This is a genomic window from Glutamicibacter sp. AGC46 (assembly GCF_053543715.1).
Window position 1 is genome coordinate 401753 of sequence record NZ_JBLVOJ010000024.1, and the last position, 22070, is coordinate 423822.

Consider the following 22070-nt stretch of genomic DNA (forward strand, 5'->3'; position numbering starts at 1 on the left):
CTAGCTGTGACGTCCGCGAGTGCGTCGAGCCAAAACTAAACCAGCCGCCGTCAAGACCAAACCAAGCGCCAGTAGCCACAAGGCAGTGAAACCGGTGCTAGCCAGTCCATCGTCTTTTGGCTTCTGCGTCTGCTGCGGTTCCTCGGAACCATCCACAGAGTCCGAGCCTGAAGGCTGATCAGACTTCTCAGCAGAGGTTGGATCCTGTGAAGGATCCTTGCTCTTCTCTGGCGACTCGGTTGAATCTTCTGCAGGTTCCTCGGTTGGATCCGTCGGGCTCGGCTCAGTTGGATCCGTCGGGCTCGGCTCAGTTGGATCCGTCGGGCTCGGCTCAGTTGGATCCGTCGGGCTCGGCTCAGTTGGATCCGTCGGAGTCGGTTCAGGATCTTCGTCTAGATAGAAGCCGAAGTCGAGAGTCCCGTCGTGATCCCCATCTTCGGTCAGACCTTCAGACTTAGCTTCCCAAGTCGAAGAGTCCTTATCCCGGTCGGTACCATTTTCCTTGGTTGGCAGGTAGCCATCCAAAGCATCAGCGGATTCCTCCCGATCAATGACCACCGTGTAAGACTCTCCATCCTTCAAGACCGGAAGATCCTTGAAGTTGTAGTAGCCATTCTCGTCAGTGGTTACCGGACCGACTGGGTTCCCGTTGACATCAACAACTTCCTTGCCGTCCGGGCCGATCAGTTTCAGCACGACACCCTCAATTGGGTCTTCGTCCTTATCCTGAATTCCGTCGCGGTTCTTATCGACCCATACATAATCGCCCAAGGAAACCGAAGGTTCCTCAGTCGGCTCTGTCGGCTCAGTCGGCTCCACGATAGGTTCCGTCGGAGTCGTAGGTTCCGTCGGTTCCGTCGGAGTCGTAGGTTCCGTCGGTTCCGTCGGAGTCGTAGGTTCCGTCGGCTCCACGGTAGGTTCCGTCGGCTCTGGTTCTGGTTTCAGAACCACACCGGCATCCCACGTTGGGTCGATACCCTCAGTAGCCTTGAACTCCTGATCGGCGTAATCCTTGGTCAACGAAGAATTCTCGTCATCCAAGGTGAACTTGATAGTCAGGCCAGACTTCGGATCAGCATCCGAGTCATTCGCATCATCTTCCCCAGCATCCTGCGAAGTAAATTCATACTTCTCAGCCTGCTCGGCAGTCAGCTCGAACTTGACCTGGTAATCGCCGGCCAGCAGCTCATCAAAGATATAGCGACCATTCTTATCGGTAGTCGTCGAGGAAACTTCCTCACCGTTACCGTCAAGCAGAATTACCTTGACGCCATCAAGAACTTCAGAATCGCCTTGCAACCCATCATTGTTCTTATCAACCCAGACATAGTCGCCCACGGCATAAGTCTTGACCGGCTCAGGCTTCAGTACAAAACCGAAGTCCAAGGTTGGATCGTGCTGACCATCTTCGGTCAGACCCTCCGACTTGGCTTCCCAAGTCGATGAATCATTCTCACGGCTATCTTCCGTCTCAACAGTTGGCACATAAGGAGCCAAAGCTTCCTTAGATGCTTCTCGGTCGATGCTCACCGTGTAGGACTTACCTTCTTCGAGTACAGGAAGGTCCTTGAACTCGTAGAAACCGTTCTCATCGGTAGTAGTCGGTTCAACAGGATTACCGTTGACATCCACTACAGGTTTGCCATCTGGACCAACAAGAGTCAGAACAACATCCTTGATGCCCTTTTCATCCTCATCCTGTAGTCCGTCGTTGTTCTCATCAACCCAAACGTAGTCACCAACGGAGACCCGTGGTTCCTCTGGAGCAATAACAAAACCGAAGTCCAACGTTGGATCATGCTCGCCATCTTCAGTCAAACCCTCCGAAATGGCTTCCCAAGTCGACGAATCATTCTCACGGCTACCATCGGTCTCAATCGTTGGCACGTAAGGAGCCAACGGTTCCTTAGACGCTTCTCGATCAATGCTCACCGTGTAGGACTGCCCCTCTTCGAGTACAGGAAGATCCTTGAACTCGTAGAAACCATTCTCATCGGTAGTGGTCGGTTCAACAGGGTTACCGTTGACATCCACTACTGGCTCACCATCTGGTCCAACAAGCTTCAGAACGACATCCTTGATGCCCTTCTCATCCTCATCTTGGATTCCGTCACGGTTTTCATCGACCCAGACGTAGTCACCAACGGAGACCTTCGGAGCAATGAACCCGAAGTCCAGGGTTGGATCACGCTGACCGTCTTCAGTCAGGTCACCCGACTCAGCTTCCCAAGTCGAGGAATCTTTATCTCGATCGGCGCCGTTTTCCTTGGTTGGCACGTAAGGAGCCAATGGTTCCTTCGACGCGTCCTGATCAATGATCACCTTGTAGGACTGCCCCTCTTCAAGTACAGGAAGATCCTTGAACTCGTAGAAACCATTCTCATCGGTAGTAGTCGGTTCAACAGGGTTACCGTTGACATCCACTACTGGCTCACCATCTGGTCCAACAAGCTTCAGAACGACATCCTTGATGCCCTTCTCATCCTCATCTTGGATTCCGTCACGGTTTTCATCGATCCAGACATAGTCACCAACGGAAACCTTCGGAATCGTGACGAAACCGAAGTCCAACGTTGGATCATGATCGTCATTTTCAGTCAAACCCTCCGAAATGGCTTCCCAAGTCGACGAATCATTCTCACGACTGTCGTCAGTCTCGATGGTCGGAATGTAAGGAGCCAAAGGTTCCTTCGACGCTTCACGATCGATGCTCACCGTGTAGGACTGTCCATCTTCGAGAACCGGCAGGTTGTCAAAGACGTAGTAGCCGTTTTCGTCGGTGGTGGTTGGCCCAACAGGCTTCCCGTTGACATCCACTACTGGCTTGCCATCCGGCCCGGTGATGGTCAGAACGACATCCTTGATGCCCTTCTCATCTTCATCCTGGATTCCGTCACGGTTTTCATCGATCCAGACATAGTCACCAACGGAAACCTTCGGGGTAACAAATCCGAAGTCCAAGGTTGGATCGTGCTGCCCGTCTTCAGTCAGCCCCTGTGAAATGGCTTCCCATGTCGACGAATCATTCTCACGACTGTCGTCAGTCTCGATGGTCGGAATGTAAGGAGCCAACGGTTCCTTAGAAGCTTCCCGATCGATAGTCACCTTGTAGGACTGTCCATCTTCGAGTACCGGCAGGTCCTTGAATTCATAGAATCCATTCTCATCGGTGATAGTTGCTTCAACGGGGTTGCCGTTGATATCAACTACTGGTTCACCGTCAGGTCCAGCGAGTTTCAGAACGACATCCTTGATGCCCTTCTCATCTTCATCCTGGATTCCGTCACGGTTTTCATCGATCCAGACATAGTCGCCAACGGAGACCTTCGGGGTAACAAATCCGAAGTCCAAAGTTGGATCATGCTGGCCGTCTTCGGTCAGACCGGTAGAGGTTGCTTCCCACGTCGAAGAGTCATTCTCACGGCTATCATCTGTCTCGATGGTCGGAATGTAAGGAGCCAACGGTTCCTTCGACGCTTCGCGATCGATGCTCACCTTGTAGGACTGTCCGTCTTCGAGGACTGGTAGGTTCTCGAAGATGTAAAGGCCGTTCTCATCGGTCATGGTCGGCAGCACTGGGTTACCGAAGACATCGGTAACTTCCTTGCCGTCCGGCCCGGCGAGGGTCAGAACGACATCCTTGATGCCCTTCTCATCCTCATCCTGCAGACCATCACGATTTTCATCGATCCAGACGTAGTCACCGACCGAGACCTTCTCCTTCTCCTCAGGCTTGAAGGTGATACCAGTCTTGATTGGCTCCTGGCTGCGGTAATCGGTTTGGCCATTTACCTGAGCCTGGGCTGCGTAACCAAAGGAGTTCCACGCCGGCGCGAAGTCCGAAGCGCCCTCGGGCATTTCAGTTTCCGAAACGGTGGTGAAGGTCAGCGATACTCTCTCGCCTGGCGCAAACCCTTCGGACGAATCCAGGACAAGTTTGATGCCCTTGATTTCCTTCGGATTAGCGGGACGCTCGGTGGTCCAGTTTCCGTCGCAACCAGCCCATGGATCCTGCATATTTGCGCCGGTTGGCTTGCACAGCGCAGGGTCGCCGGTCAGGTAAGAGAGCACCATGTCGGTTCCTGCAGGCACTTCTGGCAGCTTGATGTCCAAGAGGGTTGGAATCCACTGGGAACCACGCGGGGTGCTGGCTTGGGAACCCGTTACACCGGTGTCACCGATGTAGGGGAAGATATCCAGAATTTCCATGTGCTGCGCGTTGACGTTACCGGTGTTGGTGACGCTGAGGTTCCACTCGGCAATACCGCCCGGTTTGGTCTCCACGATGCATGGGTAACGATAGAATCCGCCTTCAAATTCGTAGCAGGTGTCAGCGTTTTCAACCTTAGAGTTGACGTTGTACACGCCGGTCTTCTCGGTCTGTCCACCTGTCAGAACCTCGCGAACGAGCTTACGTGATGAGTAGGCTTGGCCTTCGATGATCGAAACGAGATTGTCATCGCTGCTCTCTTCGGAGTTGTCACCGCTGAAGGTGACCTTGTTCTCCAGTTTTTCTTTCGCGTTCAGCCCTCCACGCACCGTGGTTGGGAGCTTCACGGTGATCGATTCGCCCGGGTACAGTTTGGTTCCCTCGGGGAAGCTGAACTTCAGAGAGTTGCCTTCTTCAACCGCAACAACCTTCGAGGTATCAACCGCGCTGCCTTCCGGCGCTTGGTTGAACTTCTTGTCAAAAGAATACGTAGTCAGCGACTGCCATTCAGGATCAAGAATCAGCTTCGGATCCTGAGCATCGCTTGGCAATATATCGGTAATGACAGGATTCAAGATCGCGTCGGTACCGTTGTTGGTGGCCGTGAACGTGTAGTTCAACTCACGGCCCGGCGCGATCTGACCGTTGCGAGCATCCGAAGTCTTAGAAACCTCGGAATGGGTCTTTCCCGGGTTGAATACCAGATCGTCGGTTGCGTCGTCGGTGTCACGATCCTTGCCCAGACGGGAGACCTCTGCCGAAGCAGTGTTCTCGGTTGCCAGTGCCTGGGTTTCGCCAGGATTACTCTGACCGTCTTCGAGTGCAATCAGTTCACCACTGCGCAGGGTGTACCGCGGCAGAACATTGAACTTGATGGTCGTGTCATTGCTGACAAGTTCTTCAAAGTTCCGACCTTCAGCAGTGACTCGAACGCCTTGAACCTGATCATTAGCAGGCGCAGTAGTAGTCCAGTCGCCGCCTTCAGCGACCAGCGTTCCATCCTTCGACACATACTCCGCACCGGTGAAGTACTCGATGGTGACATCGTAGACACGGCTGTTTGGGACGGGATCCCACCCGGCGAAGTCGAAGGTGTTCCAGAATGTTGGATCCTGATCCACAATCTGAACGTAGTCGGCCTTGTGGGTTCCGCTATTAACGTTCAAGGTGACGTTTACCGGTGCGGGGTTACCGTTGCTGGTAAAGAAGTCGATCGGGCCTTCGGGGTTGAACGTCTTGGTCAAAGTTGCATTGAGATCCACCGAGTTTTCGGTGATGATCTCCAGCGGTGCCTGTGGTTCTTTGACAGCCGATTCGTCACCGCGCTGAACGGTCGCTACAGCCGTGTTAGGCAGAACGTAGCCGCGCTTGCCGTCAATACGGTCAAGCTCGGCCAATGCTGCGTCGATGGGTTGTGCCGGATCCGAGCCACGAAGGTCATCGCGCAGCTTGGTGCCAACAGAGACCCAGAACTCGGCGTCGCGTGGAACCAGCTTTTCGCCGTCCTTCGCGAGGCTGAATTCAAATGCTGTGACTTCTTCCCAGCTGCGTCCGTCCGAAAGCGTTGGGGTCAGAGCGTCCGCACCGGTGAAGTTCAGGTCCCCAGCAGCGGTCTTCAAAGTCAGGTGGGCTAGATCCTGGAGTGCTTCGTCAGACAGTCGCACACTGATACCTGTAATGTCAACGTAGTCAAAAGGATTAACCTCGCCGTCTTTCGAATCAACGATCGACAGCTTGTCGACACCATAGGTTGAAGTGTTCTTCGCCCATAGGCTCAAGGCGCTCGTTGGGTTCTTGTTCGTCGGCGCCTCGGAAACAGGTTTCTGAACGATGACGCTCGGGTCCCAAGACTTCGAACTTTGCAGCTGAATCTTCTTGTCGACCCAGACTGACCCTTCGGTATCGTCACCGTTGTTGACACCCAAGACGTTGTCGGTCTTCAACTCATCGGATAGCTCCGTAATGACCTCGAAGTTGACTAATGCCTGCACATCCTTGTCGTGCGGGAACGAGCCTGAATCGCGAGTGTAGGTAATCTGAACTCCGGTAGCACCTTCGGGCAAGATGGTGTTTTCGATTGCCTTGCCGTCTTCGGAGATGACCAAGTCATGCCAATCACCGCTGGCATCCTTATATTTTACAACGACCTTAGTGGCCCCCTGGGTAGCCGGCACCGAGATGCTGTTGGCCTTGAGTGCGGGGACCATTGATGAGAAGTCGTCGGTCTGCACGATCTCGCGGACGTCCATGTTGGTGTTGTTCTGATCAACCTTGGTGTTTAGCCAAACGGTAGTCTTGTCGCCCGGTATACCTTCGATGCGGTGAGGGGTAAATCCCTTGCCACCGATCAACGCGAATTTTGGCTCCTGGACCAGCAAGGTCGCATCGGCTTCGTCTTCGACGACATCTTGGTTTCCAGAGGGAGTGCCCTGGCCCAGAACAACGTTCTTGTAGCCGTCGGGAGAAACTGCGGTTGCCAGAACACCGAATTCGAACTCGTATCCAGATCCAGGGGCGAAAGTGCCGTCGAAGGAGATTTCAAAGCCCTTGACGTCACTACCCGCAGGAAGATTGTCAGGCAAGGAGATCTTTCCGTCATTGTTCTCAAGTAGGTATTCTATGCCGTCAACCGTCAGCACACCCGCGGTGGCTCCGGCTGGCCAGGTGCCGCCGTTGAACTGGTCGAAATCAATACCTTCGCCGAACGGTGAAGTACCCGTTGCGGGTTCCTTCAAAGTTAGATTAGTGAGATTTCGATTTGAGGTGTTGGTCAGTCCAAGCTTCACCGTAGAAGCATTGCGCCCTTCACCAATTTCTGCGGCATCACCAGCAACGACCAACTCCGGGGAGAAGGACTTCGTGGCATCTACCGTGTAGTTTGCCGACTCAATCACGAAGCTATCTTCAGCAGTGAAAGGGTCATTCTGTTCGCCGTTAGGGAGTACAGCGATGATGTTGGTTTCATTCGCGACCACAGCGGCTTCGGCACCATCGCGTAGGACGGTGTTCAGTGGAATCGATCCAGTTGTACCGTTGGCGATGATTCCGCCTTCGGTGTCGGTTGATTTCGTTGAGGTGAAGACGAATTTAAACCCGGTAATGGTTTTTAGATCAAAGCTCTCCGGGAATACAGGCGGTGCGTTAGGGTTGGCGGTTTCTAGAACCTGAGGTTCTGGCGCGTCACCCACGAAGTAGGAAACGACGAGTTCATCGGCACCCTCGGGGTAGACAATGTCACCGAATCCGGTGAATTCAACTGAAGCGAATGGAGCGGAATTGCCTGATGGCTCCTCGATGATCAGCGAAGTTGCGCCCACCTTTGAGGTGTTCTTGATTCCTCCGAGCGTCGCGCTGATGTTCTTATCAGCTCCTTGCTCCAGCACATCTTCGGACCACTGCTTAGTAATTTCGGCGTTGGGAGCCAGATCAATGTTCGGAACAACAGCTTCGGCTGGGTCCTTGATGGATCCAAGGTCAGAAGTGAGTTCTGCTTCGTTAATCAGCTGCTGGCCGTTGAATTTTGGGTCCGCGTTATCGGGGAACTTTGCCACGATGGTTATCGTGTAGTCGGTGCCATCGTTGATACCGATTTTCCCGGGGCGGTCCTCAGAGGTTTCATTGAAAGTCAGCTTTACCGAAGTGCCATCTTCCGAGGGTTCTTCGGTAATATCCTTCGCGAACCCGTTGTAATTAATGCTTTCCAGCACCAATGGTTCAGGAAGGGCATCAATCAGAAACGCATCGCTACACGGTTCAGTGTTTGAGGAGCAGCCGAGCTTGATCTCGTAGTTGACGAAATCGCCCGGACGAATCACTTCATTACTGGTCAGATTCTTTTCCAAGAACATGCCAGCACCGGCGGCGGCACGAGTACCAACTTGCGGTGCTATTGTGCCCTGAATATTATTGACTGCTGTGGACTCTTTGTCCGCTCTTGAATCACTTGCTTCTTGACCTTCCGGTCCGCCTTCTTGCGAGTCGGCGCTTGCGACAGCTGTATCTGCTACAGACGAATCGGAGGAAGGAGCGGCCACTGCTGGCGCTACACCTGCCATTCCAATTCCGACGGTTATCGCAAGGAACGAGGCAAGCATAGATTTCCAGCGTTTTGATACGCCAGATTCGTGCTCTATTCGCATTTTCATATTCCCAATTACCGTTGTTTAGCAGGGTGGTAAACACCCGTCTGGTTCCCTAAACGGAGACTTCCCCCACTGTGGACATCGCGAGTCTAGCAAGGTGATAAATGGGACTATCAGGTTGGAAATAGCTGAGGTCAGGGAAGGATTACTATGCGAATTTGCGCGTTATGCATACGAGCTAGATTTCCAGAAGCTCGCAACCACGGATTTTATGATCGAAGATCGCTATTCTCTCTCAGATACATTCATGCTGAGCCAAGTACGCGTTTCGATTTGAAAATTTTCATACCTTACTAAATTTGGCGTTGGAAAATGATTTTGACATGGCTATATTTAGAACAGCTCTCTCGGTGAGTAGCAATTGAAGTCATTCGCGCCAGAGGATTTCACTTTTCGTGACACTGGAGCACGAAGGGAAGGTGAAATAATCACGCGTCAGAAGTGATGTGATTCTTCCCAATTTGGAGCTCGTGAATTATCTACCATCTTCACAGAACTGCAAGTACTTCAAGAGTGTCCAACTGAAAATAACCTTTCGTCGGCTCACGGGTTAAATTCACCCCAAAATTCACCCTTTCTAACCCATGAGCGCTAAATCTCTAACTCACGAGTGCTAGGTCGATCATTTCCGCTGACACAGTTATTGCTGACTCAGTTATTTAATAAATCCCTCGTGGCCAAGTACGCGTACAAAGGCTGTTCGCCGGCATCCGGCGGGTTTCTTAATTTCCGGCACCTCTAAAAGCGCCTTACTGCTGACGACTGTATCGGCCACTCGATCGTCGAATGCAATGGGCTGATTCTAAGTGAACCCCTCGATGCAACGGTTGCTTTTTTCATAGACCCGGGGGCTACCTAAATAAGAAGACAAACAAGGTAAATACATTCGGCGACATGTCTTGTAACCAATAGGTTGCAAGACGTCTCTTCGAACACCGCTCCCCCGCATCAAAAGCACTGAAAATTCAACGCTTCGAAAGTCTCGCAACCATGGGCTTCAAGTAGCAACATCTAGTCGTGCGTACAAGCCCGTTGCGAGACCTTGCTGACATGGAATTTCGGTCGATGTGAATACTTGCATGCATTTGTGAATTGAAAAGTTACTCTGTGCCCGTGTTTATCCCTGGATCACCGAGATGACGGTAGAACGTGGCACGGCTCCACCCGACCAGGCGTGCTGCGTCTTCGGCGGTGCGTCCCTTGCGCCAGCCTGCACTCCGACCTTGATCGAAGCCAACAGCTCCGTTCAATTACGCATGCTTCGTGAGGGCAGGCAAAACTTGGCGATGCTCCATCAGCAACCCCCTGACGAATACGCCTCGTGGAAGCTACGCCAGGAAGCCTTTGGCCTGGCCATACGACCTGGTTCGGCGCTCATGCATGAGGCCGAGCTGACTGTGCCCTCCTTGGACGGCGTTCGTGTGCTTATCCACTCGCGGGATCAGGTGCCGACGCCGCAACAGGAGGGGATTCTCGGCAGTGCCTTGGAGGCAGGCGTGCAGCCAAAGTGGCAGTTTGCGCAGTTCGTTGAACACGCCAGGGCAAGTGCGGAGGTTGCAGATGCCGATGTGGCGCTGGTCAGCCAGATGACAGCCCAACGCCAGTTGCCTGGTTGGCGTTGGCGGCCAATACTTGGCCTCCCGCTCGAGATTACGATGTGGCTGGTGTCTCAACGGCAAACACGAGCAGCCGTCCAGGCCGCAGCTCAAGCCGTCGTAAGCTATGCCGCAGCCAATCCGCCAGGAGGTGAACTTTAGTGGTTCATATCCGCCTCGTTGCTGGAAAGCCGCCAATCGAAGTTACGACTTAAACGTCAAACGAAGCTAACAATCACACCTGCGTAAGTCGGCCAAAAAGAATTCCCGGAAATACTGGTTTCCGGGCCATCTCCTTATACTGTGATTTTTCCCCAATCCACTCAAGATCGTGGCAGACTGGCGAACATGGGAATTGTGATCATGGAGGGCCGGTTGCTGTGCGCGGACGCGGCTGAGGCTGAATTGGTGGAGAAATTGCTGCCGGAGCATATACGCCTCACCAAGGCGGAAGACGGCTGCATTTCTTTCTCTGTCACGCAAACCGGCGATCCCTGGGTCTGGCTGGTGCACGAGGAATTCGAAGACAGTGCCGCTTTCGAGGCCCACCAGCAGCGGGCCGCGAAGAGCGAATGGGGCCAGACGACCTCCGGATTGCAACGAATCTACAAGATCAAGGGCTTATAGCCAGGTGCATTTTGAAGCCCACATGCGACGCGGTAAATCCTAGCCCCTCGTAAAAGCGGTGCGCGTCCTGGCGTTGCGCGTCGCTTGTCAGCTGGACCAGCGGAATTCTCTTGCTTTCGGCTTCGGAAATGGCCCAGCGGATCATTTCCGTTCCCAGGCCACCGCCGCGCAATGCGCTGGCCACGCGCACTGCCTCGATCTGCATCCGCTTCGCTCCCCTGCGCGCAAGACCCGGCAACATGGTCAGCTGCATCGTGCCGGCAATGGCTCCGTCATTGCCCTCCACCACGATCAGCGTATGCGCTGGGTCTGCGTGAATCTCGTTGAAAGCCTCCAGATACTGTTCCCCGGCGTCCCCAGCGTCCGCATGCTCTGCACGACGGATCTCATCATCTGCCATCAAGGCAATGATCTGGGCAAGATCCGTAGCCCGTGCTTCGCGCAGCAGGTAGTTCTGGCCGCGTGCCGACAAGCTGCAGGCGCCCATGGGCTCCTCGCGCACCTCAGGCACGGGCCCTGGGCGCACGCGCCGCACCCACCGAGAAGGCCATGACGATGATTCCGGCCGCTTGCAGTGCCCAGCCAAGAATTCCGGCCTGCATCAGCGTGATCATCAAGACGCCAGAAATAATGAGCACAAGTGCTAGTGCGCACACATAGATTCCACGTTTATCAAGTCCCATGGCCACAGCCTATGCCCCAGTGTGCCAGCGCTCAAGGCTTTCCGGTGATCCTATCGGCCAGCACGGCCAGCGGCGAGGAACTCCCCCGTCCCTTCAGTTCGCTTCGATCTGCGGCACCATAGGCTGCATAGAGCCCCTTGGTTGCCAGCCAGCGCAGTGGTTCCGGCTCCCATTTGCGCACCTGGTGATTGACCCACGGCAGATTGGCCAATTCAGTGCTTTCCCCGAGGATCAAGTCGCGCAAGGTTCGTCCGGCCAGGTTCGCTGCGCCGACCCCGGTGCCGACATAGCCGCCGGCCCACCCCAGTCCGGTCGCCGGGTCCAGCCCAACGGTAGCGGCCCAGTCCCGCGGCACTCCCAGTACCCCGGACCAGGCATGATCGATTCTCGAATTCCGGGTCTGCGGGAACATGCGGTGCAGGATTTCCTGCAGTCCCTCCACGGTGCTTTGCGGCGTCTGGCCATCGGCATCCGTGCGCGAACCATATTTATACGGCACTCCCCGGCCTCCAATGGCAATGCGGTTATCCGCGGTGCGCTGGGCATACATGTAGACGTGGGCGTAGTCCCCCAGCACCTCGCCGTAGTTCCATGCCAGTTCGTCCCAGATGGATGGAGCTAGCGGTTCGGTGGCAATCAAGGACGAATTCATCGGGAGCCACAAGCGCTTGTGTCCTGCTAGCCCGGCAGTAAACCCTTCGGTGGCACGGATGATGTACTCGGCGTCCAATGACCCACCGTCGAATTCGATGCGGCGTGCGCGCAGTGTGGTGGCGCGGGTGTTTTCATAGATCCGTACGCCGAGCCGCTCCACGGCTTCGGCGAGTCCGCGTACCAATTTTGCAGGATGGATTCTGGCCGCGTGCGGATGCCACAGCCCTGCCCGGGCATTGGCGACGTTGATCTTGCCTTGGGCTGCCTCGGCTTCCAGCAATTCGGTGTGCGTGTGTTCCCATTGCGCGTCGGCCATGGCATCGGCGCGCAAGCGCTTTTCCTGGGCAGGGGTGTAGGCAACTTCGAGTTCGCCGCCCCGCAGGATATCTGCATCGATCCCCTCGGCAGCGCACACCTCGATGACCTCGGCGACGGTCCGGTTCATGGCCAGCTGGAAGTCATTGACTGCTTGCCTGCCATGGGATTTCAGGTAGCGTGCGCGGCCAGCGGTGATGGTATTGGTCAGCCATCCCCCGTTGCGCCCCGAGGCGCCGTAGCCCACGTGCCGGGCTTCGAGGATCGTGATGCGAAGATCCGGGTTGGCCTTGGCCAGGTAATAGGCGGTCCACAGTCCGGTGAACCCGGCACCGACAATGGCGACATCTGCAGTGCCCTGACCGCGTAATTGCTGGCGTGGCTCTGGCAGGCCGATGTCTTCCCACCAGTGCGAGACGCGTCCATTGAGCATGTTGTATTCCGCCCCAGATCCAAAATGAATGGCTCTCAATAATTGCTTTGGGACTCAGCCTAGGGCCGGGCCCATGGCGCAACAAGAGGGGTGGCGGAAAATGATGCAGGAAATCCCTGCCCGGCCCAAGGCCAGATAGGGACTTCCGGAAAAGTTATTCGGAAACGGTGATGTGTGCTCCGGGCGCTGGAGCGGTCACCGGGATGGTAGCGACACCCACCTCATCGCCCAACTGGGCCATGACCTCTTCAGCATGCTCGGCATCTTCGACCAGCAGAGCCAGGGTCGGCCCCGAACCGGAAACCATGGCTCGCAGGGCACCGGCGCCTTCTGCCATATCGCGCATGGTGCCTAGTTCCGGGGCAAGGGCCAAGGAAGCCTGGGTCAGGTCGTTGGCCAGCACCTGGGCCAACGCTGGCGCGTCCGAAGCCATCAGCGCTTCGATGACCGCTGGATCGATTTCCTGCGGGACTTCGATCTCCGTGCCGGAACGCAAGCGATCGAGCATGCCATAGACTCGCGGGGTCGACAGGCCAAAGCTGGCCGGGATCAGCACCCAATGGGTCTTGGCACGAGTCAGCAACGGGGCAAGCTTGTCGCCGATGCCCAGGCCGATGGCGGCCCCGCCCATCAAGGCGAAAGGCACGTCAGCACCGAGGCGTGCGCCCAAGCGGCCGAGTTCTTCCCGGTCCAGCCCGGTTCCCCACAATTCGTTGCAGGCTACCAGGGTGGCCGCCGCGTCTGCAGAGCCTCCACCCATTCCGCCGGCGATCGGGACGCGCTTGGTGATGTGCAGGTTCGCTCCGAGGCTGCAGCCCGTGTGCTCGCGAAGCAGCTGGGCTGCCTGGTGCACCAGATTGCCTGCACCCAGCGGAAAGCTTTCCGGTTCGGAGACCACAGGGGAATTCGGTTCCAGGCTCAGCTGCAATTCCCCGTCGGTGCGCAGCGTCGCTTCAATCTGCTCGGCCAGGGAAACCGCAACGTAGAGGCTCGCCACTTCGTGGTATCCGTCTTCGCGAGGAGGACCGACCTTGAAGTAGCAGTTGATTTTGCCCGGTGCGGTCGCGATGACACGCTGCTTAGACATGCTCATGCCTCGCTAGCTGGAGCTTCAGCCGGAATATCCTGTGCGGCACGGGCAATGTCGATGTACTGGTCAATATCCAGCTTCTCGCCGCGTTCCTTCGGATCAATGCCTGCTGCTACCAGGATCTGTTCGGCACGAGCACCGGAGCCTGCCCAGCCGGAGAGGGCAGCACGCAGCGTCTTGCGGCGCTGGGCGAAGGCTGCATCGATGATGGCGAAGACTTCGTTGCGATCCGGGGCATCGCTGCGGTCCTTGTCGCGGGTGAACCCCACCAGGCCGGAGTGGATCTTCGGAGCTGGCCAGAAGACGTTCATGCCGATCACGCCAGCCTTGCGCATGGTTCCGTACCAGGCGCCCTTCACCGATGGGACGCCATAGATCTTATTGCCCGGGGTGGCGGCCATCCGGTCGGCAACTTCGTCCTGCACCATGACCAAGCCATTGCGGATGGACGGGAAGTGCTCCAGCAGGTGCAGCACCACCGGGACGGCAACGTTATAGGGAAGGTTGGCGACCAGCGAGGTTGGCTCGCCGGGAAGTTCGGTGACCTTCATGGCATCGGAAAGGATCACGGTCAGATCGTCTTCTCGGCCAGGGCGGAACTCGGCCATGGTCTGCGGCAGTCGCTTTGCCAGGGGTGGATCGATCTCCACGGCCACGACCTTGGCGGCGGCATCCATGATGCCCAGGGTCAGGGAACCTAGGCCCGGGCCTACTTCCAGCACTGTTTCGGATGGGTCGACTTTGGCGGCGGCGACAATGCGGCGGATGGTGTTCCCATCGATCACAAAGTTCTGCCCCAGCGTCTTGGTAGGGCGGATTCCCAGCTCTTCGGCCAGACGACGGATTTCGGTGGCCCCAAGCAGCGGCAAAGATTCCTTAGACATCACAAATCCAATTCTAGTTCAGCTAGATTGATCCAAACATAACAACGCGACGCATCCACCGTGATGGTGGACGCGTCGCGTTGTTATTCGGCTTTTGCTTTTAGCGCAGGCCCAGCTTGGACGAGCACGATGGCCAGTGGCCCCAGCCACCTGATCGACGCAGCACTTCAGCTGCAGCGATCTGCTCCTGCGGAGTTGCCTGGTGCGGCAGCGGTGCGTACTTGGTGCCACCCACATTGCGCCACGACGATGCAGAGAACTGCAGTCCGCCGTAGTAGCCGTTGCCGGTGTTGATCGACCAGTTGCCACCGGATTCGCACTTGGCCAGGGCAGCCCAGGTCGAGGAGATGCTGCCCGGGGTTGGAGTGTTCTTGGAAGTTGAAGTTTCCTTCTTCTCTTCCTTGGTGCCGACACGGATTTCCTCGGCAACGGGCTTCTTGGTGACCTTGGACTTGAGGACTTCTTCCTCGCCCTTCTTGCCGTTGCGGGTTTCCTGGCGCAGGGTCAGCTCACGCTCGCCCTTCTTGCCTTCGGTCTTGACCTCTGTGTCGCCCTTATCCAGCGAGCTGTCCTTGACCTTCTTGGTCTCGAAGTCGATGTCGCGCGTTTCGTCCCAGGTCTTGACCGTAACGTCGATCACCTCGACAGTGGTGCCCGCGGCCAGCTTGACGCTGTCCTTGACGTCCTTGTCGGTTTCGTCCTTGATCTTGACGTTGATTTCGTCGTTGCCGTCGACCTTGATCTTCTCGTCGGCAAGCAATTGCTTGACGGTCAAGGCAGTCGTTGCGATTTTCTTCTTCTTGTCCTTGACGACCAGGGTCATTTCCTTGGGCGTGATGACATCCAATTCATCGCTCAAGGCTGCAAGCTGCATGTCCTCATCGAGGGAAACCTCGGAATCCTTGTCCAGGTCGAGCTGTTCGACCACGTCGGCAACGGTCATGCCGGTAGTGTGCACAACGCGCTCGGTGCCATCAACAGTTACTTCGATCGACTTGTTGCGCTTGATATCAACAAGCTGCTGGTCGGCAAGCTCGGAATCCAGTGCTGCGGAGATCTCGTCGCGCTCAGCCAAGGCAACGTCCTGCTGTTCCAGCAGTGCGCCAACGGTGGCAGCACGGGTGGTGATTTCCTGACGCTGGCCGTCCACCGACATGACGACCGATTTCTGGCCAGAAATATAGAAAACAGCACCGGCAATAACCACGGCTACGGCGAGCGCCTGAGCCAGGTATTTCACCCAGGTCTTCTTGAGCAAGTGAGTCACGGTAATGAGGTCCCCATCGTTTGTAGACCCAACTGCGGAAATCCTGTCAGGATCTCCGGTTGGGCCCGGCAGTGTTCGCTGCCTGTCCTTCAGTCAAAGTTGCGCCGTGTTTCCACTTGCAGCAAGGCGTGAGGATCAGGCTGTCCTGAACACACCGTGCCGAAAATAGGCGGGGGCGGTACCGGACATCTCATCCACCGTAACCGAATTGTTATATTTGTGGCAAGTATCCTGTAACGAGACACACAACCTCCGGGTCTAGAATTCTCCGTACACTTCTCGCGTATTCGCATCGATCCGGGTGCAGAATTCGGCCAGATCGATCCCCTTGCTTTCCGCCAAGAACCTAGTCGTGTACGGAATCATGTAGCTGGCGTTCGGGCGGCCCCGGAAGGGGTGCGGCGTCAAGAACGGTGCGTCGGTTTCCACCAGAAGCAGTTCTGGATCCGCCAGCGCCAAGGCCTCGCGAAGATCATGCGAATTCTTGAATGTCACAGTTCCGGAGAACGACATGTACCAGCCGTTGTCGTTGCAGATTCGGGCTAATGCCGCGTCCCCAGAGAAGCAATGGAAGACCACCTTCCCCGGCAATGGCGCGTCCTTGAGCACGCGAACCACGTCCTCATGGGCATCCCGATCGTGGATCTGCAGGGCCTTGCCCTGCTCCACCGCAATGCGCAGATGCTCCCGGAAGGAATGCTCCTGGGCGCCCCGTCCGTCTTCACCGGTACGGAAGTAGTCCAACCCGGTTTCGCCAATTGCACGCACCCGCGGATCCGCGGCAAGTTCTTCGATCCGCGCGATCGCTCCTTCCAGCTCCCCGCGTTCAGCCAGACGCGCGGCATCGTTGGGGTGAATGGCTACCGCGGCCAGGATATTCGAGTACTCGTTAGCTACCTGGACCGCGTATTCCGATGACTCCACGTCGCAGCCGACCTGGATCAGCCCTTTCACGCCAACAGCTGCCGCCGCCGCCAGGGCATCGGCAGCCGTGACCTTCACAGTTCCGTCAAGGAAATCCAGATGCGTATGGTTATCGACCACTGGCACTGGAAGCGCTTCTGGCGCTTCCGGGTACTGCAAATTGCGCTGGCTTCCGCCCTTTTCATTGCCAGAAGCACGCGACCGCTCCCCCTGCTCTGCTGCAGCGGCTTGCTCCGTCGGGCGGTAGGCCTCGGGAACCAGGGTGGGATCAGTGTGCTTCTTCTTGGACACGGTTATCCTTTGCGCGTGAATACTGGGATCGAATCTGTGGTTAATTGTGGCACCACTAGGGGTAGCAACAACAATCAGGTGCTCAGCTCCCGGTAGTTAGGCTCTGTTGCTGGACAAAAGATCCCCATATGATGTGATGCAAGACCCAATTGAATGAATGCCGCGGCGATCGATCTTGCCAACGATTCGTTCTTCAGGAGGAACCGCGCATGAGTGCAAACCGAACAGTGCCGTCGCTTGATTCGGCATTCCAGTCCAATTGCCAGCGCATTTTCGATGCTGTCCAGAGCGTCATCACCGGAAAGCCGGTGGCGGTGACTAGCGCATTGACGGTCCTGCTGGCACAGGGCCACCTGCTGGTGGAAGACGTTCCCGGGGTCGGTAAAACCATGCTGGCCAAGTCATTGGCGCGCAGCGTCAATGGTTCGGTGCACCGCATCCAGTTCACCCCGGACCTTTTGCCCAGTGACGTCACCGGTGTCTCGGTTTACTCCCCGCAGACTCACGAATTCACTTTCCATCCCGGACCGGTCTTCGCCAATATCGTCATCGCCGATGAAATCAATCGCGCGAATGCCAAGACCCAGTCGGCATTGCTGGAATGCATGGAAGAAAAGCAAGTCACCGTCGATTCGATCACCCATCGGCTGGAGCAGCCTTTCATGGTTGTGGCCACGCAGAACCCGGTGGAATCCGAGGGCACATTCGCCCTGCCCGAGGCGCAGCGTGACCGATTCATGGCACGGCTTTCGCTGGGTTACCCACAACGCGATGCCGAAATCACCATGCTCACCGGCCGGCACCAGTTCGACCCATTGGAAGCACTGCAAGCCGTGGTGCAGCTGGCTGATCTGGGATACATGATTGAGCAGGTTAAAGCGGTGACGGTCACCGAACGGCTAGGCGCCTACGTAGTGGATCTGGGCCGAGCCACACGCGAGCACCCGCAGGTGGCGCTGGGGGCCTCGCCTCGCGCACTGATTCAGTGGGTTCGCGCGGCCAAAGCCCATGCCGCGATTCATGGACGCGACCACGTCTTGCCAGAAGACGTTCGCAGCGTGGCCCAGATGGTGCTGAACCACCGGTTGATCCTGACCCGGCGAGCGGTTGCGGACGGCTTGGATGCCAGCGCCGTGATCCAAGAGCTTGTTGCCAGCACCCCCGTGAGCTAACGGGCAGCCATGGAGAAGATTCCCCGCTACGATTCGCGCGATGCCCTCTCCTGGACGCGCACCGAAAATTCGGCGACAGTCCTGCGGCGTTGGCACCTTGACCTGTTCACCGTGCGCGGTTGGTGCACTGCCGGAGCTGGCGGCCTGCTGGTGTTCGTGGCATATCTCCTGGGCCGGCACGAAATGATGGCTTTGGGCCTGGCCCTGGTGGCGTTGGCTTTGGCGAACTGGGGTTTGGCCTTGCGCCTGCGCGGACGCACGATTATCCACCGGGAGCTGCTCTCGGCGGTTCCCAGCGTTGGCGAGGTCAGCAAGTTCCGCTTGTCGTGTGCTGAGCGTTCCATCATCCAGGAACAATTGCCGGAGGATTTCGGGCCCGGCCCACGATTCCAGGCCCCGGGTTCCATCGAATACGAATTGGTGTTCCGCACACGCGGGATCCACCTTGTGGGACCAGCCCAGCAAATAGTCGTGGACCCCCTGGGGCTGATACAGGGAATGGTGCGCACCGGAGCGAGCCTGCAGATCCCCGTGCGTTCCCAATTGCACCGGTTGGATCGTTTCGCCCCGCTCGGCGAACGAACGCTCACTGGCGATGCGAAATTCTCCAGGAGCACCACCACCGACTACTACGATGTCGCGACGCGCGACTACCAGCAAGGCGACTCCGTCCGCCAGGTGCACTGGAAAGCCAGCGCCCGGCACGGAAAGCTCATGGTCCGCCAGGAAAACCACGTGGCAACCGCGCAAGCGCTTCTGGCCCTGGACACTTCCTTCGAGCATTGGAATCACAGCGGATCGGATCTGAGGATCTCGTTGCCGCAGGCTCACGCCGAAGCACTCACCAGCAGCCGCCGCTTTGAAAATGCGTTGTCGTTGGCCAGCAGCATCGGCCTGAGATATGCCACTAGCGGCTACCAGCTCGCCTTCCGGGACCTCACCGGGGCCTCGTTGGCGCAACGAGACCCGCAAAGCGTCTCCGAGCTCGGCGCGCTGAACAGTTTTGAAGACTTCCATGCCGCAACTTCGGACCTGGCCTTGGCCAACGGAACAGTTGAAGCCAACGGTTCCGAGATTCTGGGCAATACCCTGCGCAAGGAGCTCTTGGTGTTCCGCGAAGAACCGGTCATCATGATCCTCGGAGAGCTCACTGCGCCGCAGGCAGCTTGGCTGGCTACGCTCTCGCGCACCGTGCGCAATGTCGAGGTTTTCCTGCTGGTCAGCCACCCTGAACGCTATGGGCAGATACAACTTGAATTGGCTCGCACCAGCTGGAAAGTGCATATTCTTCCCGGCGATATGGCGATAGACGAGATGTGGGGATGATGAGCGCTGGCCGTGCTGGGGCAAGCACTCTAGCCCCGACTCCTGAAAATCCGGACCCGAGCGGTGGCTCGGCTCCCGCGATGCGGCTTCTGCTCGTGCGGGTTGTTGCTGCCTGCTGCCTGGCAGTCGCTGTATTAGCGGGTGCCGCCTCGCTGTCCGGGGTCATTGAAGGCTCCAGCTGGTTCCCGGCCTTGGTCCTCCCGGTCTTCGCCGTGCACCTGTGCGCCGGTCTGCTGCGCGCAGTCCGCCGCTTGCGCTGGAGTGCTGTTCCTGCTGCGGCAATCGTCGCCGTGGCATCCATTGCGCTCAGCGATGCCCGGGAAAGCAACATCTACGGTTTGCCTCTCGCCCAATGGGTCTGGAATGTGCTTGGTGAAGCGGGAATCCAGCTAGCTACCCAGGTGCCGCCGGTAGCCAATTCCCGCTCTGTGGCTTTCAGCGTATTGTGCTTCACTTTGGCAATCAGCCTGATCGTGGAAATGCTGGCCAGCTCGCGGCGCATGGCCATGCTGATCATCATTCCCTTGTCTCTGGCACCGATCATCGCGTCGCTGTTCAAGCAGGAAGGCGCCGGAATTGGCTATCTCGCGCTGCTGTTGTCGGCAGTGCTCGGCTATATTGCGCTGATTCCGTATCTCTTTGCCCCTGCATCTTCCAAGCATTCCCAAGTGATGCTTCCTGCGCCCAGGACGCTGGGAATTCTGGGTGTCAGCGTGATGGCCTGTGTCGGTGCCCTCTTGGCGGCCAGCATCTGGATGCCTGGTTTCCGCAGCGGCATGTTCTCCGAGGGGCAACGTCCTTCGGGTGATCTGCTGGCCAGCAATGTCGATCCGCTGATCAACCTCGGAAGAGACCTCCGCTCGAACAGCGGTGTTCCCATCCTGGACTACTACACAACGGCTGAAGAAGCGCCTTACCTGCGCACTCAGGTGATCAAGGATCTTTCCTCAGACCGCTGGGAACCAAGCGAAAGCTCCATGCAGCACACGCTTGATGGCACCTCCGCGGTGTCAACGAATTTCAGCACGTTCAACAGCACCGACGAAGTCTTGCGAATGACTTGGCCTGATGGCATCAGCAGTCCGGTCCTCCCTTTGCCCAACCAATCCTATTTCGTGCAGGGCATCGTCGGGGATTGGAACTGGACCTACGAGACCTCGGTGGCTAGGCTCACTGGCGACGCCATGGCATCGACCAACGACATTTCAGTGGCCTACGCGGATTTGGCCATCAGCACGCAAATGGTCCGCAACGTCGGGCACATGGGAGTCGATGCCAGCGACCAGCTGCCCGAGGAATACCTGCGTCTTCCGCGGGATCCTGACAACGGATTGGAACCGTTGCTGCAGCAAACCCTCGATGAGGTTTTCGGCAAGAAGGGGAAGCCTGCCAACGACATTGATACCGCCGTGGCTTTGCAGCATTTCTTCCGTTCCGGGAATTTCGTGTACTCCGAACGCACCCCGCTGCGCGAAGGCTACGACGGGGCCAATCGTCGAGTTGTTGAAGCATTCCTGGCCCGGCGCCAGGGGTATTGCGTGCACTTCGCCTCGGCGATGGCCCTGCTGGCTCGTGAAGCCGGAATCCCTTCGCGCATTGCCGTGGGGTATGCACCCGGTGAAGCCAGCGGAGACACTCTCGAAATCACCGGGGACACCGCCCAGAGCATGCTGGAACGGCGCCTAGAAGAAGGTACCGAGCTCACCGGATATACCGTCAGCGGGAAACAGTCCCACGCGTGGCCAGAATTGTATTTGAACGGGCTGGGTTGGATTCCGTTCGAGCCCACACCGGGTCGGGGCTACTCGCCAAGTTACGCGCCGGAACCAACTCCTACGTCGAACCCGCAAGAAAGCACTGCACCCCAAGTGCCCACCGAGCGCGGCAACCCGAGCCTGCCGGCCAGCGCCGCGCCTTCTGCGCCGGCACCGTCCGCAGATTCTGGGACCCAGGGCGCAAAGGCAGTGTGGCTGTTGCCAGCGGTCTTGTTGCTGGCCTTCCTCGCACTGGGTCTTGCTCCGTGGCGGCGCCATCGCCTGCGTGAGGAGCGGCTAGGACGCGTGCGCCGTGGCGGCGCTGATGCCGCTCCAGCTCTGCTGGCCGAGCTGCAGGCTATTGGGGCCGATTACCGGGGGCCGGCCGGCAGCCACGAGTCGGCCGGTGACTACACTACCCGGCTGGGCGAAGACCATCCCCAAGTCGCCAAGGATTTGCAGTCCCTGAAAACTGTCATCCAAGAGAGCTTCTACGCCAACAGGCATCCCAGCGCTGATGATGCCGCTCCGCTGCTTGACGCCTTGCACGCGATCCAGGGCAATTTGCGCGGCGAGCTGTCCTTTATCCAACGAATCAGGGCATTCTTGTTCCCTGCTTCGGTGCACCCGCGTCATTCGCGCTCGGAAGAATCCACGCGAATCGACATGTAGCCATCGGTTTAACCGGCCAAGGCCCCCCCCG

The 22070-nt window shown here is 57.3% G+C and carries 12 protein-coding genes and 1 pseudogene; 5 read left to right on the forward strand and 8 right to left on the reverse strand.

Annotated features, from left to right (window positions below; all coding sequences use genetic code 11):
• The gene (locus ACNPM8_RS13915) at positions 1–8058 is read right to left on the reverse strand and encodes an SdrD B-like domain-containing protein (RefSeq protein WP_448940034.1); all 8058 of its coding nucleotides are present in this window, start codon (positions 8056–8058) and stop codon (positions 1–3) included.
• A gap of 1508 nt (positions 8059–9566) precedes the next feature.
• Between ACNPM8_RS13915 and ACNPM8_RS13920 the strand changes: the two are divergent.
• Together ACNPM8_RS13920 and ACNPM8_RS13925 are read left to right on the forward strand one after the other, a co-directional pair.
• Positions 9567–10109, forward strand: a pseudogene (locus ACNPM8_RS13920) (LysR substrate-binding domain-containing protein); the annotation flags it as partial.
• Between the two features lie 186 nt (positions 10110–10295).
• Positions 10296–10574: a putative quinol monooxygenase gene (locus tag ACNPM8_RS13925; RefSeq protein ID WP_208294223.1), complete on the forward strand. Its 279-nt coding sequence runs from the start codon at positions 10296–10298 to the stop codon at positions 10572–10574.
• On the opposite strand, the gene ACNPM8_RS13930 is transcribed toward ACNPM8_RS13925, so the two are convergent.
• From ACNPM8_RS13930 to ACNPM8_RS13960, 7 genes are all read right to left on the reverse strand, one after another.
• Positions 10561–11061, reverse strand: coding sequence for a GNAT family N-acetyltransferase (locus ACNPM8_RS13930; protein WP_332727320.1), 501 nt, complete (start codon positions 11059–11061; stop codon positions 10561–10563). The two genes, ACNPM8_RS13925 and ACNPM8_RS13930, sit on opposite strands and share 14 nt — an antisense overlap.
• A 16-nt stretch (positions 11062–11077) precedes the next feature.
• On the reverse strand, positions 11078–11257 hold the full coding sequence (locus tag ACNPM8_RS13935; RefSeq protein WP_332727321.1) for a hypothetical protein: 180 nt from the start codon (positions 11255–11257) through the stop codon (positions 11078–11080).
• 31 nt (positions 11258–11288) lie between these two features.
• A complete protein-coding gene (locus ACNPM8_RS13940; protein WP_448940035.1) occupies positions 11289–12659 on the reverse strand; it encodes an NAD(P)/FAD-dependent oxidoreductase in 1371 nt (456 codons plus the stop codon).
• A 154-nt stretch (positions 12660–12813) separates the two neighbouring features.
• The gene (locus tag ACNPM8_RS13945) at positions 12814–13746 is read right to left on the reverse strand and encodes a 4-(cytidine 5'-diphospho)-2-C-methyl-D-erythritol kinase (protein ID WP_105657483.1); all 933 of its coding nucleotides are present in this window, start codon (positions 13744–13746) and stop codon (positions 12814–12816) included.
• A gap of 2 nt (positions 13747–13748) precedes the next feature.
• The gene (gene rsmA, locus ACNPM8_RS13950) at positions 13749–14633 is read right to left on the reverse strand and encodes a 16S rRNA (adenine(1518)-N(6)/adenine(1519)-N(6))-dimethyltransferase RsmA (RefSeq protein WP_448940036.1); all 885 of its coding nucleotides are present in this window, start codon (positions 14631–14633) and stop codon (positions 13749–13751) included.
• A gap of 100 nt (positions 14634–14733) precedes the next feature.
• Positions 14734–15900, reverse strand: coding sequence for a transglycosylase family protein (locus tag ACNPM8_RS13955; RefSeq protein ID WP_448940037.1), 1167 nt, complete (start codon positions 15898–15900; stop codon positions 14734–14736).
• A 258-nt stretch (positions 15901–16158) separates the two neighbouring features.
• A complete protein-coding gene (locus tag ACNPM8_RS13960; RefSeq protein WP_400342576.1) occupies positions 16159–17115 on the reverse strand; it encodes a TatD family hydrolase in 957 nt (318 codons plus the stop codon).
• Between the two features lie 209 nt (positions 17116–17324).
• Here ACNPM8_RS13960 and ACNPM8_RS13965 point away from each other — a divergent pair, with 209 nt between their 5' ends.
• The 3 genes from ACNPM8_RS13965 (at position 17325) to ACNPM8_RS13975 (ending at position 22039) form a co-directional block, all read left to right on the forward strand.
• A complete protein-coding gene (locus tag ACNPM8_RS13965; RefSeq protein ID WP_448940038.1) occupies positions 17325–18287 on the forward strand; it encodes an AAA family ATPase in 963 nt (320 codons plus the stop codon).
• Positions 18288–18296: 9 nt separating this feature from the next.
• Positions 18297–19613, forward strand: a complete 1317-nt coding sequence (locus tag ACNPM8_RS13970) for a DUF58 domain-containing protein (protein ID WP_448940039.1) — start codon at positions 18297–18299, stop codon at positions 19611–19613.
• A gap of 80 nt (positions 19614–19693) precedes the next feature.
• The gene (locus tag ACNPM8_RS13975) at positions 19694–22039 is read left to right on the forward strand and encodes a transglutaminase family protein (RefSeq protein ID WP_448940040.1); all 2346 of its coding nucleotides are present in this window, start codon (positions 19694–19696) and stop codon (positions 22037–22039) included.
• The last annotated feature ends 31 nt before the right edge of the window (positions 22040–22070 follow it).

Coding starts and splice junctions, on each gene's coding strand:
- ACNPM8_RS13915 (WP_448940034.1), bottom strand. CDS start 8,058: ATGTTCTTGGAAAAGAATCTGACCAGTAATGAAGTGATTCGTCCGGGC.
- ACNPM8_RS13925 (WP_208294223.1), top strand. CDS start 10,296: ATGGGAATTGTGATCATGGAGGGCCGGTTGCTGTGCGCGGACGCGGCT.
- ACNPM8_RS13930 (WP_332727320.1), bottom strand. CDS start 11,061: ATGGGCGCCTGCAGCTTGTCGGCACGCGGCCAGAACTACCTGCTGCGC.
- ACNPM8_RS13935 (WP_332727321.1), bottom strand. CDS start 11,257: ATGGGACTTGATAAACGTGGAATCTATGTGTGCGCACTAGCACTTGTG.
- ACNPM8_RS13940 (WP_448940035.1), bottom strand. CDS start 12,659: ATGCTCAATGGACGCGTCTCGCACTGGTGGGAAGACATCGGCCTGCCA.
- ACNPM8_RS13945 (WP_105657483.1), bottom strand. CDS start 13,746: ATGTCTAAGCAGCGTGTCATCGCGACCGCACCGGGCAAAATCAACTGC.
- rsmA (WP_448940036.1), bottom strand. CDS start 14,633: ATGTCTAAGGAATCTTTGCCGCTGCTTGGGGCCACCGAAATCCGTCGT.
- ACNPM8_RS13965 (WP_448940038.1), top strand. CDS start 17,325: ATGAGTGCAAACCGAACAGTGCCGTCGCTTGATTCGGCATTCCAGTCC.
- ACNPM8_RS13970 (WP_448940039.1), top strand. CDS start 18,297: ATGGAGAAGATTCCCCGCTACGATTCGCGCGATGCCCTCTCCTGGACG.
- ACNPM8_RS13975 (WP_448940040.1), top strand. CDS start 19,694: ATGCGGCTTCTGCTCGTGCGGGTTGTTGCTGCCTGCTGCCTGGCAGTC.